Annotated in this window: 14 protein-coding genes; 8 read left to right on the top strand and 6 right to left on the bottom strand. The window is 63.8% G+C overall.

Annotated features, from left to right (window positions below; genetic code table 11):
* Positions 1-84 precede the first annotated feature (84 nt).
* On the top strand, positions 85-969 hold the full coding sequence (locus tag AC0GUR_RS16385; protein WP_472878573.1) for a LysR family transcriptional regulator: 885 nt from the start codon (positions 85-87) through the stop codon (positions 967-969).
* A 36-nt stretch (positions 970-1,005) separates the two neighbouring features.
* Here AC0GUR_RS16385 and AC0GUR_RS16380 read toward each other — a convergent pair whose 3' ends face one another.
* Positions 1,006-1,479: a GNAT family N-acetyltransferase gene (locus AC0GUR_RS16380; protein ID WP_472878572.1), complete on the bottom strand. Its 474-nt coding sequence runs from the start codon at positions 1,477-1,479 to the stop codon at positions 1,006-1,008.
* A gap of 209 nt (positions 1,480-1,688) precedes the next feature.
* On the opposite strand from AC0GUR_RS16380, the gene AC0GUR_RS16375 reads away from it, so the two are divergent.
* A complete protein-coding gene (locus AC0GUR_RS16375) occupies positions 1,689-3,173 on the top strand; it encodes a RimK family protein (protein WP_472878571.1) in 1,485 nt (494 codons plus the stop codon).
* Positions 3,174-3,501: 328 nt separating this feature from the next.
* Here AC0GUR_RS16375 and AC0GUR_RS16370 read toward each other — a convergent pair whose 3' ends face one another.
* A complete protein-coding gene (locus AC0GUR_RS16370) occupies positions 3,502-3,759 on the bottom strand; it encodes a hypothetical protein (protein WP_472878570.1) in 258 nt (85 codons plus the stop codon).
* A gap of 154 nt (positions 3,760-3,913) precedes the next feature.
* Between AC0GUR_RS16370 and aroE the strand changes: the two genes are divergently transcribed.
* Positions 3,914-4,744 carry a shikimate dehydrogenase gene (gene aroE / locus AC0GUR_RS16365; RefSeq protein WP_472878569.1) on the top strand — a complete coding sequence of 277 codons (831 nt, stop codon included), beginning with the start codon at positions 3,914-3,916 and terminating at the stop codon, positions 4,742-4,744.
* Between the two features lie 84 nt (positions 4,745-4,828).
* Here the strand turns inward: aroE and AC0GUR_RS16360 are convergent, their stop codons facing one another.
* Positions 4,829-5,677 carry a transporter gene (locus AC0GUR_RS16360; protein ID WP_472878568.1) on the bottom strand — a complete coding sequence of 283 codons (849 nt, stop codon included), beginning with the start codon at positions 5,675-5,677 and terminating at the stop codon, positions 4,829-4,831.
* A 560-nt stretch (positions 5,678-6,237) separates the two neighbouring features.
* Here AC0GUR_RS16360 and AC0GUR_RS16355 point away from each other — a divergent pair.
* The 4 genes from AC0GUR_RS16355 to AC0GUR_RS16340 all read left to right on the top strand — a co-directional run bounded on the left by AC0GUR_RS16355 (position 6,238) and on the right by AC0GUR_RS16340 (position 10,257).
* Positions 6,238-8,007 carry a peptide-N4-asparagine amidase gene (locus AC0GUR_RS16355; RefSeq protein ID WP_472878567.1) on the top strand — a complete coding sequence of 590 codons (1,770 nt, stop codon included), beginning with the start codon at positions 6,238-6,240 and terminating at the stop codon, positions 8,005-8,007.
* A gap of 138 nt (positions 8,008-8,145) precedes the next feature.
* Positions 8,146-9,195, top strand: a complete 1,050-nt coding sequence (locus AC0GUR_RS16350) for an energy transducer TonB (RefSeq protein ID WP_472878566.1) — start codon at positions 8,146-8,148, stop codon at positions 9,193-9,195.
* 48 nt (positions 9,196-9,243) lie between these two features.
* The gene (locus AC0GUR_RS16345; protein WP_472878565.1) at positions 9,244-9,537 is read left to right on the top strand and encodes a hypothetical protein; all 294 of its coding nucleotides are present in this window, start codon (positions 9,244-9,246) and stop codon (positions 9,535-9,537) included.
* A 189-nt stretch (positions 9,538-9,726) separates the two neighbouring features.
* Positions 9,727-10,257 (top strand): hypothetical protein, encoded by a 531-nt coding sequence (locus tag AC0GUR_RS16340; RefSeq protein ID WP_472878564.1) that lies wholly within the window; start codon positions 9,727-9,729, stop codon positions 10,255-10,257.
* 33 nt (positions 10,258-10,290) lie between these two features.
* Here the strand turns inward: AC0GUR_RS16340 and AC0GUR_RS16335 are convergent, their stop codons facing one another.
* The 3 genes from AC0GUR_RS16335 to AC0GUR_RS16325 form a co-directional block, all read right to left on the bottom strand.
* Positions 10,291-10,623 (bottom strand): low molecular weight protein tyrosine phosphatase family protein, encoded by a 333-nt coding sequence (locus tag AC0GUR_RS16335; RefSeq protein ID WP_472878563.1) that lies wholly within the window; start codon positions 10,621-10,623, stop codon positions 10,291-10,293.
* On the bottom strand, positions 10,620-11,156 hold the full coding sequence (locus tag AC0GUR_RS16330) for a gamma carbonic anhydrase family protein (RefSeq protein WP_472878562.1): 537 nt from the start codon (positions 11,154-11,156) through the stop codon (positions 10,620-10,622). The genes AC0GUR_RS16335 and AC0GUR_RS16330 overlap by 4 nt, the downstream gene beginning before the upstream one ends.
* A 142-nt stretch (positions 11,157-11,298) precedes the next feature.
* A complete protein-coding gene (locus AC0GUR_RS16325; protein WP_472878561.1) occupies positions 11,299-13,020 on the bottom strand; it encodes a patatin-like phospholipase family protein in 1,722 nt (573 codons plus the stop codon).
* 153 nt (positions 13,021-13,173) lie between these two features.
* On the opposite strand from AC0GUR_RS16325, the gene AC0GUR_RS16320 reads away from it, so the two are divergent.
* Positions 13,174-15,216, top strand: coding sequence for a M3 family metallopeptidase (locus AC0GUR_RS16320; RefSeq protein WP_472878560.1), 2,043 nt, complete (start codon positions 13,174-13,176; stop codon positions 15,214-15,216).
* The last annotated feature ends 8 nt before the right edge of the window (positions 15,217-15,224 follow it).

Genomic DNA, 15,224 nt, shown 5'->3' with positions numbered 1-15,224 from the left:
CCTGAGCTTGGGCGTCATTCTGGTGACCGCGACTCATGCGATAAAGTAAGCAATCTCGCATACGGTGGTGACTGGAATTCACTAATGGAAAACACTGAGTTGAACGAGCTCGCTGTGTTCGCGGCCGTTGCCAGGCACCTCAGCTTCCGCCAGGCCGCCACCGAGCGGGGCACGTCCGCATCGGCGATCAGTCATGCCATCCGCCATTTTGAATCGCGGGTCGGGGTGCGCCTTTTTCATCGCACCACGCGCAGCGTTGCGCTGACCGAGGCGGGCGAACTGCTTTTCGCCCGCCTCGAGCCCGCTTTCGCGGACATGCGCGCGGCGGTGGATGCATTAAACGCCTACCGCGCCACGCCGTTCGGAACGATTCGATTGAACGTTCCCAGCTCACTCGCCCTTTATGTGCTCGGCGACGTGATGCCAGCCCTGCTCGCCCATAACCCGGGTTTGAAACTGGAAGTCGTCGCTACAGATTCTCTGGTCGATATTGTCGAAGGCGGGTTCGATGCAGGCATCCGATTTGGCGAGCGCTTGTCGCAGGACATGATCGCTGTGCGGATCAAGCCGACGTTCCGCTTCACCGTCGTGGGCTCGCCTGACTACTTCGAAAGAAAACCGGCCCCCACCACACCGCAGGATCTGCATGCCCACGACTGCATTCGCTACGCATTCCCGAGTGGCGCGCTTCTCCACTGGGAGTTCTCCAGGCAAGGCGAAGCCATTCAGGTAGAGGCGGATGGACCGCTCACCCTTGATAGCCAGGAGTTGATGGTGGACGCAGCAGCGCGGGGAATCGGGCTTGCCTACGTCTGGCGGGACCGTGCGGCCCCTTATGTGGCCGATGGGCGACTGCGCTACTGCCTGGAGGACTGGTGCGGCGCCGACGAGAGTCTCTTCCTCTACTTTCCCAGTCGAAAACACCAGTCCGCGGGCCTCAGGGCACTCATCGACGCCATGAAGGCCTAGTTCTCGCGGGGGCTTTCATCGCTGAAGGAGATCGGCTTAAGCCAGGGCCTTCTCATAGCGCCACGCATCGGCACCGTCACCGTAGTAACGCTTGTACGCACCGATGCGCTTATAGCCCAGCCGTTCGTATAGCCGGATGGCCTCGTCATTGTCGGCACGCACTTCCAGGCGCAGCGCCTTGCAACGGCGACGCCGGCTGGCCTGTTCGGCCGCTTCCAGCAAGGCCGAGCCCACGCCTTTGCCGCGCGCTTCGGCCTTGGTGGCAATCGAATACAGCCGCGACACCTGCGTGCCTTTGCGAAAAAACAGCACGGCCGTGCCCAGAAAGCGTCGGTGATTGGCGCTGGCCACCAGCACTTGCGCCGTTTCGCTGTCCAGATGGCGCCGGTATTGCGCCCGGCTCAGGCGGTCGGTGGCGAAGCTGCTCTCTTCGAGAGCAACCAGGTCGTCCAGGTCCGAGAGTTCGGCACGGCGCACGCGCACGGCGGCGGTCGCGGGCATGGGGGTCATCAGGGGCGGTCCCGCTGGCGTGCAGTGAAACAAGCGGCGCACTTTAGTCGTCATGCCCCCTGGGGACAACGATGACTTTCGTCGCGTTTAGCCCACCTTCAGTGCAGCCGCTTGTGCCGCGCCGCGCCTGTGCCACACTGCGCGCTTTGCGCTGTGCCGCCCCGTTCCCCGCGTGACGACACTCCTCGGTTTCATCTGACAGAGGTGTCATGACTCGTCTCGTCCTTGTTGTCGAGAAGGCCTCCGACTGGAGTGTCTACTACCCGTCCGCGGACGTGGTTACGGCGATGGACTACCTGCGCGAACCGGTCGGCGTCGACGACGAGCGCACCCACGTCATCAATCTCTGCCGCAGCTACAAGTACCTGGGTACCGGCTACTACGTGTCCCTGCTGGGCGAAGCGCGTGGCCATCGCGTGATGCCCTCGGTGCGCACGGTGAACGACCTACGCCGCCGCTCGCTATACGGCCTGGAGATCGAAGATCTCAGCGCCAAGCTCACGCACTTCCTGCCGGCTGGGGGTCGCGACACCACCGACTTTGGCATCCTGGTCTACTTCGGGCAGACCGCCCATCCGGCGCTGCAGGATCTGGCGCGTCAGGTCTTTGAAATGTTTCCCTGCCCACTGCTGCGCATCGAGTTCGAGCGCGACCGCGTGTGGCAGATCAGCGCCATCAAACCGGTCGGCCTGCACACGCTGGACGACGCGCAGGAAGACGCCTTCGCCGAAGAGCTCGACCGCTTCAGCAGAAAGCTGTGGCGCAAGCCCAAGGCGCGCAAGCAGTTCCGTTATGACATCGCCATGTTGGTCGATCCCAACGAAGCGATGCCGCCGTCGAACAAGAAGGCGCAGAAGCTGTTCATCGCGGCAGGCAAGGAACTGGGCATCGAAGTCGATTCCATCGGCAAGAATGATTACCAGCGGCTGGCCGAGTACGACGGCCTGTTCATCCGCGAAACCACCGCCAGCGACAACCATACCTATCGTTTCGCCCATCGCGCCGAGAAGGAAGGCATGGTGGTGATGGACGACCCCACCTCAATCCTGCGTTGCACCAACAAGATCTTCCTCAACGACCTGATGGTGTCGCGCAAGCTGGCGGTGCCGCGCACCGAGATCCTCTATCGCGACGACGCGAAGGGACTGAGGGAGCTTTCCGAGAAGCTCGGTTACCCGCTGGTGCTGAAGATTCCCGACGGCTCGTTCTCGCGCGGCGTGGTGAAGGTGGAGGATGAGGCGGCGCTGGCCAAGGCCACGGCGGAACTGTTCCAGCACAGCGCGCTGTTGCTGGCGCAGGAATTCGTCTTCACCGAGTTCGACTGGCGCATTGGCGTGCTCAACAACGAGCCCCTGTATGCCTGCAAATACTTCATGTCGCGTGGCCACTGGCAGATCTACAACCACGGCGCGAAAGGAGCATCGAAAACCGGTGATTCGGAAACGCTGCCTATCGAGAAAGCACCGGCTGACGTAGTGAAGCTCGCGCTCAAGGCCACGCAGGCTGTGGGCGATGGTCTTTACGGTGTCGACATCAAGCGCGTCGGCGACAGGCCGGTGATGATCGAGGTGAACGACAACCCTTCCATCGACCACGGCGTGGAAGACGAACATCTCGGCGAAGAGCTCTATCGCCGCATCATGCAAGAGTTCCTGCGGCGCATGGAGCGCAAGCGCCTCGGCACCACCAACTGACATCGCTACCTCTGTAGGAGCGCACTTGTGCGCGACCGCAGCGTGTCATCGCTACCTCATCGCTGGTCGATGCGAATTTGCAACGCAAAAATCCGCTGTTTCAATAACCCTGAAAGGCACATGTCGCGCACAAGTGCGCTCCTACAAACGAGCTAAACAGGCCAACAAGCGGGACAGTGGGGTGATTCCGGCAGCTCGTCCCTGAACTGCCGTCACGCGGGCGCGATCCATCGCGCCGCTCCAGCGAGGTGCCCAGCCGTCCCAGGCCATCGCTCAGAGCCCCACGCCACGGCGTTCCTGCCGCGGCATCCACTGCCAAGTGAATTCTTCAGTTCCAGATGAGTCGTGCAGCGCTGCGGCGACGCGGGCGTACCAGCAGGCCAAGCAGTTGGCGCGGCAGCGCCGGTTCAAGTGCCAGCAGCATCACCAGTGGCGCGCCCAGCAGCCAGAAGGCCGGTGTCCAGCCGAGCGTATCCGTGTGTGCGGGTACCAGCGTGGTCATGAGCAGCGCCGCGCCGGCAAGTAGCCACAGCAAGGCGGCGCCGAGCAGGCGTTCGTGATGGGTGATACGGGTGTTCTGGCGCATCGGGAAAGTCCGTTGATCTCGATGGGCACAGCCTGCCGCGGGCCGATCTCAAAACCTGCGATGGCGCGCCACGCCTCGCCCGCGAAGGCTAAAATGGGCGGAGCGGCGGGCCCGAGACCCGTCTTTCGCGATTGAGAAACCCACAGGAGTGCGCATGAGTGCAGGAACGTTCGCGGTGTTTGGCCACCCCATCAGCCATTCACTCTCGCCGCAGATCCACCACGCCTTTGCCCGACAATTCGGGCTGGAGCTGGAATACAGCACCATCGACGCTGCGCCGTCGGAGTTCGTAGCGGCCGTGCGCGAGTTCTTTGCGGCGGGCGGGCGTGGCGCCAACGTGACGCTGCCGCACAAGGCCAGCGCTTTTGCACTGGCCGATGAAAGCACGCCAGCTGCGCGCCGGGCCGGCAGTGCCAATGTGCTTACCGCCTTGCCGGGTGGCCGCATCGCCGCGCACAACACCGACGGCGACGGCATGGTGCGGGACATCACCGAGCGTCACAGCGTGGATCTGCGCGGCCACACCGCCCTGCTGCTCGGTGCGGGTGGCGCAGCGCATGGCGCTGCCTGGGCCCTGCTCGATGCCGGGGTGGAAACGCTGACCATCGTCAACCGTACCCCGGAATCGGCGGACGCGCTGGCTGACGCCATTGGCGACCCGGCACGCGCACACACGCGTTACTGGGAAGACCTCGCCGATCTGGGTGCGTTCGACCTTATCGTCAACGCCACCTCGGCGGGTGTGCTCGGTAAGTCGCTGGATCTGCCCTTCGCAATCGTCGGCAACCGTGCACTCTGCTACGACCTTTCGTACGGCAAGGCCGCCATGAGCTTCCTGGCCTGGGCGCGCACTGCGGGTGCCCGCTACGCCTTCGACGGCCTCGGCATGCTGGTGGAAACGGCGGCGGACGCCTTTGAGCTGTGGCACGGCAAGCGGCCCGACACCGAGCCGGTCTACATTGAGTTGCGCAAGCACTACAGCTGATGGAGTGATATAGCGAGGCAGCCCTCAACCACTCGTGTGGTGAACGCTGCCTCCATCACCGCCTGCGGTGGCCCGCCTGATCGCTCAAAGATGCAGCGTCGCCGACAACAGCATCGGTTGATCGGCGTGCCCGTTGGGTGCACTGAACTCGTAGATCCACCGATATTGCAGGTCGACACTGCTGCCCATCCATTTGGTGCTCCAGCTCACCTGCGGGCCCACACCCAAGGCCAGACCACCCATGTTGTTGTAGGTCGGTGACCTTCCTGGCATGGCAGTGGGGTTCGTGTACACCTGTTGGATCGCCGCCGCTACGCCGCCGAAACCCCATCCATTTGGGTTTCGCTCCATGACGACCGCTTCGATGCGCCCAACGGCGCCGTTCTGATAATTCTCAACCGATTTGCGTGAGAACGTACCCACGGCGACGATGGTCGACGACTCGACGTCGGGCGAAGAAAGCACTTTGGTATAGGCCACCTTCGGCGTAATGCCCCAGACGTTGGCGCCGTTGTAGACATAGCGACCGCTGCGCAGACTTACCGTTGGCACCGAAACGCCCATGGAGAAGGCCAGGCGGGAGGTCTGGCTGAGGCGATAGCTGGCGACGATGGGGGCAAAGGTGACGTCGCCGCCACCGACGTCACCCACCTGTTGATGAGCCGTCCACGACGTTGCCGCGACATCCGCCGGCGTGGATGGGGCACCCTCCGGGGTCGTCACCAGCGAACCGAAGCTCCACCCGCCCAGTGCCGGCCCCCATGACTGGAAGCTGCTGAGATGGGGGGACATCGATGTGGTATTGAAGGCAGCGACCGTGGACGCGGTATCGGCGTTCTGCGCGGTTTGTCCCCGTGCATTGACGTCAAAGGCCGCACTGGAGTGCCACTGAAGTGGCGCAGCGCCAGTATACGGTGATATCGGTGGCCCCATCGAGGAAGGACCCTCTGCGCCTTCGGCAGCAAGCACTGACCCTGACCACGCCAAAATGGCCAGCGAAGTCGTACCTGCAACCATCAACCATGGGCACATAGCTATGCCCCCCAGGCAAGGAGTTTCAAACCACCCACGTACTCCCTGGGAACGCCGATGCCATCACCAGCGTTCGGCCCGCAGAAAAAGCAGCATGGCAGCTGCGCAACCCGACTACCCTTTTGCAGGCGGCTCAGACTTCCGTCTGTCGATTAAGGCATAGCGCCCGTCAATCCATCGTGCACAGCGACCTTAAGAACGCGTGTGCAGGGCGCCACCAAGGGTTGACGATGCGTTCATGGCCCGCGCACCGCAGGGTCCACGTTCTTGCGTTTGATGGTCACCTAAGGCCATGCGGTCAGCCTCTTCCTGGTGTGATCCTTGCTCATGTGAAGTCACCTTCACGTGGCACTTCACAAATAGCGGCACTGCGCTATCGCAAAGACGTATAGACGTCCAGATGTTGCACTACCGTGCTAGCGTGCTGCGCCGCAGGGGGCACATTGCGGGGAGAAAGCGTCATGGTGCTTGAAGGTTTCGTCCGCCATCGCCTGGCGATGGGCGCGTTGCTGGCTGCTCTGGCAGGTGGGTTTGGCCTGCAAGCCCATGCTGATCCGACCATCGGCTCCCCCAACGTCGTAACGGCCGACCCCGGCGTGCCACGCCCACCAGGCCAGCCCTGCGTGGTGGCCTTGTTCACCGACGTGGCCTTCGACGACTTCAGCCCCCGGCCCTATAGCTACGCACCGCCGACGGCTTGCACGGGCGCGTGGGCCAAGGTGGTGCTTGAGGCGGACTTCTCGGTCACCGCGGGTCGCCAGTACGATCGCACCGCCACCTTGTGGCTTGGCGGGGTCAATCTGTACTTCGGCACCACCGCGGAACCATCCCACACCGTATCGCCGGCATGGCATGTCGAGCGTGATCTGACCGATTACACCGCGTTGTTCCTTGAGGCCGGACAGGGGCAGGCGGTCATCGGCAATCTGGTGAACAGCACTTGCACCGGCGTCATTCATGGCAGTGCCCGCCTGCTTTTCTATCCCGCTACCGCGCAGGCTCGGGCGGCGGACGTTCCCGATGCGGTCTATCCGCTGGGCAGCGACCCGGTGGGCAGCACCACGGCATTGAATACGCCCACCGACAAGCTTGCACGGACACTCACGTTGCCGCAGAACGTCGAGCGCGCCTACCTTGACGTGTTCACGCAGAGTCAGAGCAATGATGAGTTCTGGTACACCTGCGTGCCCAATGCGTATGCGACCGAAACCAACGAGTGCGGCGGCGGCAACTTCCGCGAGGCGGAAATCAGCATCGATGGTCAACCGGCGGGCGTAGCGCCGGTGTATCCATGGATCTACACGGGCGGCATCGACCCTTACTTGTGGCGCCCCACACCCGGTGTGCAGACCTTGAACTTCATGCCGTACCGCGTCGACCTTACACCCTTCGCGGGCCAGCTTAGTGACGGCAATCCCCATGAAGTGGCCGTACAGGTAGCCGGTGCGAACCAATACTTCGCTGCGACAGCGGCCTTGCTGGTGTACCGCGATGCGCATGCGAAGCAGGTCACCGGGCAGATCACCCGCAATACGCTGGCAAACCAGCCGGCCACACCCAGCGTAACCAGTACCCTGGTGTCAGCGAGCAACGGCGATCTGTCCGGCGATGTCAGCACGAAGCTCGAACGCCATTTCGTCATCGAAGGCTATGCGATGACCTCGCATGGCCGTGTGACCAGCATCGTCAGGCAAACCGTGGGTTTCGACGACGTGCAGGGATTCACCATCAACGCCAGCACCTATCGCCAGCAAACCTGGCAACACACCTGGGCCGAAGGTGTGAGCGAAAGTCGCCTGGGCAACCTGCTTACGGTGGAGCGCCGCCAGCACTTTAGTTATCCGCTGACGCTTGACTACAACCAGCAACTGGCGAGCGATGGCAGCACCAGCGTGGCCACGACGGTGCACCAGGGTTATCGCCAGCATGCTGATAACCGCCTGTTCGGCATGACTTTGTATGGTGCCGATGTCGATAACAGCGTCGACAGCGCCGATACGCTGGTGTTTGACGCCAGCGGTAACCTGAGCAGCCACAGTGGGCAGCAGAGCGCACAGAAGTTTGCCTTCCACGACACGCTCGGCGGTTGCTACCGCAGCGCGCTGACCACGCAAGGTGGCACCCTCGCCAGCTATTCGAGCGGCAAGGGATGCCCGGGCGGCAACAACCGCGTGTCATGGTTTGCCCACCCCGACGGCTCGCCGGACAGCAGCCTGTTGCCCGGGCACTAAAGGCAGGTATTGCCTTGGCGCGCGGCGTTTCATCACGCCGCGCGTGACCTTGGGCAACATCTCCGCAACATGGGTCCTCTAAGCTTGCGCGCCCCGCCGCGCGCTGTTGCGCCGGTTCCCATCGCCGTGTGTGTCGCCATGTCCCCCGTTTCGTCGCGTCGTCGTTCCCAGGGTGTTGCCCGTTATGGTCTGCTGATCGTCGCCACCTTGATGGTGGCGGGCGCTGCAGTGATTTACTGGAAGGTGATCGGTCGCGATGATGCCGTTGCACCCGCCAACAGCACCGTTGCCGCCACCGGTACCGTGTTGCGCGAAGGCGTCGGCACGGCCGAACTGCTGCAACACGCCCGTCAAGCGATGGCCGACAAGCGCTTGTTGGCGCCGGCAGGCAACAATGCCTTCGAGTTCTATCTCGCCGTGCTCAAGCGCGAGCCAGGCAATCAGGTGGCGCAGGATGCATTGCGCGAGATCTTCCCGTTTGCTGCCCACGCGGCCGAACAGTCCATCGACGCTGGCGATGACGATGAGGCGCAGCGCGAGATTGAGCTGCTGACCCGCGCGGATCCCAAAAACTACACGCTGATCATGCTGCAAGCCAAGCTGGAAGATCAGCGTGCTGCCGCCCAGCAGACGACCAAACGCGAGCAGCAGGCTGCATCATCCGGCAATCATGTGGCGGTCGCCGCGCCCACACCCACCTCAGCTCCCGCGCCCGCTTCCGTGCCAGTGACTCCGGTGGCTGCGGCCACGCCGCCGTCGACGCCGCCCCCGTCCGCCGCCAAGCCCACCGCCGCGTTGACGCCCGCCCAACAGGCACTCGCACAGCTGCCTGTTGAATCGACACCCATCGAGGCGGCGCCGAGGGCCGCGGTGCGCCCGCGTGCGCCCGCCCCCGCGCCCACAACCGCCGATGCCAGTGGCGCGGCAACGCCCACGCTTATCCACCGTGTGGAACCGTCTTATCCGCCGGACGCCAAGCGCACCCGGCGCCAAGGGTGGGTGGACGTGACCTTCACCGTATTGCCGGATGGCACGGTCAGTGCGCCCAATGTCGCCGACGCCGATCCGAAGTTTGTGTTCGACCGTGCGGCGCTCAGCGCCGTGGCGCGCTGGCAGTTCGCGCCGGGCATGCAAGACGGCAAGCCGGTGGCGCAGCAGATGCGTCAGCGCATCGAGTTCCGCCTCTGATCAGGCGGCACGCTGCATAATGCATGGCGTTCATCACGGAGGAACGCCATGTATCGCCTGTTCGCTCTCGTTGTCCTGGCCATGGTCATTGCGCTGGGCGGCTGCCAGGACCTGACCCGCGCTGCCGCGCCCACGCCCGTGCACGGCTACGTTACCGACATGAAGACCTTCGATGCCTTCATGGCCACACATCCCACGCCCGATCAGTTCCGGGCGACCTACCCCGATGTGCAGCTGGTCATGCCGGGCACCATCACCACGATGGAATTTCGCACGAACAACAGCCGCTACTTCCCGGAGCTGGATAAAGACGGGCACATCACCGGCGGTCGCTTCGGTTGACAGGCCTGGCTCGACTGCGGCCATGAGGCGTCCGTGACGGTGATTTCTTGCGAAGGAATGGACGTCTATTCACCAGGTAAGTCCACCGCAAGTCACATCGCTGACATCATGTAACGCTAATGTGACAAAACCGTCGGGGCGGCTGAGGACAGCCAGCCCTGCGTGCGGTCACACCAATGCAGCGGTGCCATGTCTCGTTTCGCTTCCCTTGCGCCTCGCCGAGGTGTGCTCGTTGCGGTTTCCATCATCCTGGTCGCCGCCCTCGCGGGTGGTGCCTATTGGTTGCATGGCGCCGGTGCGGGCGGTTTGACAGCCGCTGGCACGGATGCCGGAAAGGACGACAGTGGCGTCACCATCCTGCTCGACCTCGCCAAGACGGCGGTGACCGAAAAACGCCTGGTGGCGCCCGCAGGCAGCAATGCGTACGAGTTCTACCTCAGCGTGTTGCAGCTGGACCCCGAGAACAAGGTCGCGCTGGACCAGCTGCACGAGTCGTTCCCTGTTGCATCGTCGGACGTTGAGCGCTCCATCAACGACAACAATCTGGACGAAGCTCAGCGCGAGCTGTCACTGCTGCGCGAGTACGACAAAACCAACTACATCCTCTCGCTGCTCGGCGGCAAGCTGGATGCCCAGCGCCAGATCCAGGTTCATCAGGACGAAGCGCGCGCAGCGGTCATCCAGGCGCAGCAGGCGGCAGCGGGCGGCGGCATGTATTGACGGTCAGCGCTGCACGCTGGCGGTCCATGCGACTCACCGCAGCAACGGTCCAGCCTTCCTAAGCAGCAGCTCGACCAGCTCGGGCTGCATGAAGTCGTAGCGGTCGGGAATATCCAGACAGACCACGCGCTTGCCCCGTAGCAAGGTGCCGTAACGCGCCTTCAGGCGTCGCCGATGGGATGTCTCCATCACCACGATGAGGTCAGCCCACGCGACTTGGTCGGCGGATAGCGGCGTCTCCGCATCATCAGCCAGGCCTGCAGAATCCACCTCGAGATCGGACCATGCTGCAAACACCGCGGATGCGGTGGGGCTACGCAGCCGATGTCGACTGCACAGGAACAAGACACGCCGCGGTGCGGTCATCGCGCGGCGAGATAGTCGTCTTTGAGGCGCACGTAGTTGTCCGCGGAGTAGCGCAGTTGCTCGATCTGCTGATCGCTGAGCACACGCACCATTTTCGCGGGGTTGCCGAGCCACAGCTCGCGCTCACCTACCACCTTGCCCGGGGGAATCACGCTGCCCGCGCCCACGAAGCCATATTTCTTCACCACCGCGCCGTCGAGCACCGTGGCATGCATGCCGATCAGGCAGTAATCCTCGATGGTGCAGGCGTGAATCACAGCACCATGGCCGATGGTGACGCCTTCTCCAATGATGGTGGGCATGCCGCCGGGTGTATACGGGCCGTCATGGGTCACGTGAATCACCGCGCCGTCCTGCACATTGGTGCGCGCGCCGACGCGGATGAAGTTCACGTCACCGCGCAGCACCGCGCCCGGCCAGATCGATACATCGTCGAACAGCTCAACGGCACCAATGACCGTGGACGCCGGGTCGACGTAGACGCGCTGATGCAGCGTGGGCCAGATGCCTTTGTATTTGCGTATGGGATCCATCCGCCTATGGTACCCCGTGCTCGCTCTTCTGTAGGAGCGCGCTTGCGCGCGACCGGGCCGGCAGGGTTGAAAGGTCATTGAATGCGCGAGACCCCAGCCATGCGGTAACGACGAAGCTCTGCGGTCGCGCACAAGTGCGTTCCTACAAGGAGCCATGCTTCTCCAACACTTCTTTGGTGTAGAGATACCCCGCCTCCATCGCGCGCGCCCAGTCTTTCCAGTCCAGCATGCCGATGTGTTCGAGCGGCGGCGTCAGCAGCAGGTCGGCGCGTTCCCGGCGGTTTTCGCTCGGTCCTTCGCTGTTGACCATCGCCGCACGTACCAGAGTGGACACCAGTCCCGGCCGCTGGATGTTCTGGCGCCTGAGCAGCAGCTGCCACCACGGCGGTGTCGCGAATTCTTCAGCCGTGGTGAGCAGGGAAATCTCTGCGCGGATGTCGATGGCGGTGATGTGTGCCAAGCCGTCATTTGCCATCACGTCGGTGGGCAGGTTGTCGACCAGCGCACCGTCGACATAGACACGGCCGTGGTGCAGCACCGGTGGCAGCACACCGGGAATGGCGCTGGACGCGCGCAGCCACAGCCAAAGCGGGCCCTCCCGATGCACCACCATGCCTTCGCCGGACAGACACGTGGACACGCAAAAGAACGGCAGGGAGAGATCCTCGATATCCAGTGCCCCGAATGCGCGCCGCAGCATCAGCGCCGCGCGTCGCCCACGGGTGAGCGCGACAATGGGTAGTGTCCAGTCCGATAACGGGCGTCCTTCAACGAAGGCGCGATGGAAGGTCTGCACCATCGTGTCCAGCTCCCAACCCGCCGCCACGGCCGCGCCAATGATTGCGCCGATGCTGGTGCCACCCACGGCATCGAAGGTGTGCCCGGCTTCCCGCAGCGCGCGCAAGGCGCCCAGATGCGCGATGCCGCGTGCGCCACCGCCCGCCAGCACCAGCCCCCGCGCATGACCGCTGATCACGCGTGCCAGCCGCGCGATATCCGCCCGCCCCCCGACGTGGTGATGTTGCAGTTCGCCGCTGAACTGCGATCGCCAGCGCTGCGCCGCACCGAGAGCAGGCTGGCGCCCCGGATGCAGCAAGATCAGATGACGCGGCCGGTGCCCTGCTCGCGACGGATGCATTGGCGTCGTTTCTGGCCACGGCCGTTCCTTCTGCGCCGCCAGCGTCGGCAACAGGAGCACATCCGCCTGCCGCAGGCAGCGCTGTCGCCAAAGACTGTCACCGGTGCTATCCAGATAGATCACAAAGCGCGCTTGCGCCTCGCGCTCGGCAAACCAGTCGCTGCCCTTGCCTGCGCCGTGCTCGGCATCAATCACGATGCAACTGCCCCAGTGTTCCAGCTCGATGGCCAATTGCATGGCCAGCGAACGCGCCGGCACCTCCTGCGTGGCAGGGAGCAGCGCGAACGTGCGGGCGATACCGGGGCTTTCGTCGCCGCGCATGCGCTCCTGCAGGCGGGCGATGGCGACCCGGGCGACCCCCAGCATCGCCTGTGGATAACGTTGGGTAAGCGCTTCGTACGCGGCAATGTCCAGACGCAGCAGCTCGCTGTCACGCAGCGCCCGCGCCGTGTGCTGGCGGCTTTCGCCGGTGATCAGCCCGATCTCGCCAACGCTGTCGCCCGCGGCCACCAGGCGCACCCATTCGGTTGGCCCGGCAAATACGCCCAGGCTGCCGCTTACCACCAGGTAAAGCGCATCGGCAACGTCGCCCTGGTGGAACAGCGTGCGTCCACCAGGCAGGGAAAACCATTGAAGTTCGGGGAGCAGCGCGGCGAGCGCCTCGTCCCCCAAATGCCCGAACACGTCGCTTCGACGCAGCAGGGCGGAAAAATCGGACTTGGGCATGGCGCGAGATGGTACGGCGGCAGATATGACAAATCGTGAGCGCAGGCGTACATCCACACGATACGCCGGCTTGATTTAACCGGGGCGGGTCGCCACGCTGACGGGCAACCCGCCGGCCCGCCCCGGCCTACGCGGGTGATCCAAGGAGATTTCATGGAACACAACAATCCGCTGCTGGCCGACGACGCTCTGCCGGCGTTTTCGCAGATCCGCCCCGAGCACGTTACGCCCGCCATCGACACCATCCTCGCCGACTACCGCGCCGGCATCGATGCGCTGACGGCGCCCGGCGCGCCGCGCGACTTCGCCAGCGTGATGCTCACGCAGGAACGCCTGGAGCAGCGCCTCGCGCGCGCCTGGGCGCCGGTAAGCCATCTCCATTCCGTGGCCGACAGCGAAGCGTTGCGCAAGGTTTACGGCCCGTCGGAAGAGAAGCTTACCGACCACGCTATCGAAGTTGGCCAGAATCGCGCGCTCTATCAAGCTGTGCAGGCGCTGGCCGACGCGCCTGCTTTTGCTGGCCTGCCGCGTCCCGAGCGAGCGCTGGTGGAACACGCGCTGCGTGACTTCCGCCTTTCCGGCGTGGCGCTGGAGGAACCGGCGCGGTCGCGTTATCGCGAAATCGGCGTGGAACTGAGCCGACTCTCCACAGAATTCTCCAACGCGGTCCTCGATGCCACCGATGCATGGCACGAACACATCACCGACGAACGCGATCTCGCCGGCGTGCCCGAATCCGGCCGTGCCGTACTGCGCCAGTACGCCAAGGAGCAGAACCTCGACGGCTACCTTGTCACGCTCAAGCAGCCTAGCGTCCAGGCGGTGCTGACCTATGCGGACAACCGCGGCCTGCGAGAGCGCGTCTACTGGGCTTACCAGACGCGCGCCTCCGACCAAGGCCCGCAGGCTGGCAAGTTCGACAACAGCGAACGCATCGAACGCATCATGGCCTTGCGTTACGAAGCGGCCAAACTGCTGGACTTCAATAACGCCGCCGAGGAATCACTGGCCACCAAGATGGCCGGCTCGCCCACCCAGGTGATGGAGTTCCTGCACGACCTCGCCTCCCGCGCCAAGCCGGTGGCTCGCGATGAACTCAACCGACTGCGCGAATTCGCAACGCAAGAGCTGAAGCTCGACAACCTGGAGTCCTGGGACGTCGCCTACGCGTCGGAAAAACTGCGCCAGCGCGAATACGACCTCGACGAAGAACAGCTCAAGCCTTACTTCCCGCTACCGGCGGTGATCGACGGCTTGTTCGGTCTTACCCAGCGCCTTTATGGCATTGCGCTGAGCGTGCGCGAAGGTGTCGATACGTGGCATCCCGATGTCCGCTATTACGACGTGCGCGACGCCGATGGCCGCGTGTTCGCGGGTGCCTACGTGGATCTCTATGCGCGCACCGGCAAGCGTGGTGGTGCATGGATGGATGTGTGCCGTGCGCGTTTCAACGATGTCGGCAACGAGCAGTTGCCGGTGGCATTCCTCACCTGCAATTTTGCACCACCCACCGAGGGCCGCCCCGCGTTGCTCACGCACGATGATGTGCTCACCCTCTTCCACGAATTTGGCCACGGATTGCATCACCTGCTGACTGACATCGCATTGCCTTCCATTGGCGGTATCGACGGCGTGGAGTGGGATGCCGTGGAACTGCCCAGCCAGTTCATGGAGAACTTCGGCTGGAATCGCGAGGCGCTTGATCTGTTCGCCCGCCACTACGAAACCGGCGAGCGTCTGCCGGATGAACTCTTCCAGCGCATGCTGGCGGCGCGTCACTTCCATGCCGGCTTGTTCCTTGTGCGTCAGCTGGAGTTCGCTATGTTCGACTTCCTGCTCCACCTGGAATACGACCCGGCCAATGGCGCACGTACCATGGAAGTGCTGGAAGAAGTACGCCACGACGTGGCTGTGCTGCATCCGCCGGCATGGCAGCGTTTCCCGCACGCGTTCTCGCACATCTTCGCGGGCGGCTACGCCGCCGGTTACTACAGCTATCTGTGGGCCGAATTGCTCAGCGCCGATGCCTTCGGCGAGTTCGAAGAGCACGGCGTGATCGATCGACCCACCGGCGATCGCTTCCGCAAGGAGATCCTCTCGGTGGGCGCGAGCCGCCCGGCGCTCGAAAGCTTCATCGCGTTCCGTGGCCGCGCACCCGAGCCCGAAGCCCTGCTCAGAAGTCACGGCCTCGCCTGACCATCGCC

Source organism: Dyella sp. PARNA 12/25, assembly GCF_055702865.1.
This window is presented reverse-complemented; position numbering and strand designations above follow the sequence as displayed.

Bases quoted from the DNA above. Each gene is read 5' to 3' on its own strand.
- AC0GUR_RS16385 (WP_472878573.1), top strand. From the start codon at position 85: ATGGAAAACACTGAGTTGAACGAGCTCGCTGTGTTCGCGGCCGTTGCC.
- AC0GUR_RS16380 (WP_472878572.1), bottom strand. From the start codon at position 1,479: ATGACCCCCATGCCCGCGACCGCCGCCGTGCGCGTGCGCCGTGCCGAA.
- AC0GUR_RS16375 (WP_472878571.1), top strand. From the start codon at position 1,689: ATGACTCGTCTCGTCCTTGTTGTCGAGAAGGCCTCCGACTGGAGTGTC.
- AC0GUR_RS16370 (WP_472878570.1), bottom strand. From the start codon at position 3,759: ATGCGCCAGAACACCCGTATCACCCATCACGAACGCCTGCTCGGCGCC.
- aroE (WP_472878569.1), top strand. From the start codon at position 3,914: ATGAGTGCAGGAACGTTCGCGGTGTTTGGCCACCCCATCAGCCATTCA.
- AC0GUR_RS16360 (WP_472878568.1), bottom strand. From the start codon at position 5,677: ATGGGGCCACCGATATCACCGTATACTGGCGCTGCGCCACTTCAGTGG.
- AC0GUR_RS16355 (WP_472878567.1), top strand. From the start codon at position 6,238: ATGGTGCTTGAAGGTTTCGTCCGCCATCGCCTGGCGATGGGCGCGTTG.
- AC0GUR_RS16350 (WP_472878566.1), top strand. From the start codon at position 8,146: ATGTCCCCCGTTTCGTCGCGTCGTCGTTCCCAGGGTGTTGCCCGTTAT.
- AC0GUR_RS16345 (WP_472878565.1), top strand. From the start codon at position 9,244: ATGTATCGCCTGTTCGCTCTCGTTGTCCTGGCCATGGTCATTGCGCTG.
- AC0GUR_RS16340 (WP_472878564.1), top strand. From the start codon at position 9,727: ATGTCTCGTTTCGCTTCCCTTGCGCCTCGCCGAGGTGTGCTCGTTGCG.
- AC0GUR_RS16335 (WP_472878563.1), bottom strand. From the start codon at position 10,623: ATGACCGCACCGCGGCGTGTCTTGTTCCTGTGCAGTCGACATCGGCTG.
- AC0GUR_RS16330 (WP_472878562.1), bottom strand. From the start codon at position 11,156: ATGGATCCCATACGCAAATACAAAGGCATCTGGCCCACGCTGCATCAG.
- AC0GUR_RS16325 (WP_472878561.1), bottom strand. From the start codon at position 13,020: ATGCCCAAGTCCGATTTTTCCGCCCTGCTGCGTCGAAGCGACGTGTTC.
- AC0GUR_RS16320 (WP_472878560.1), top strand. From the start codon at position 13,174: ATGGAACACAACAATCCGCTGCTGGCCGACGACGCTCTGCCGGCGTTT.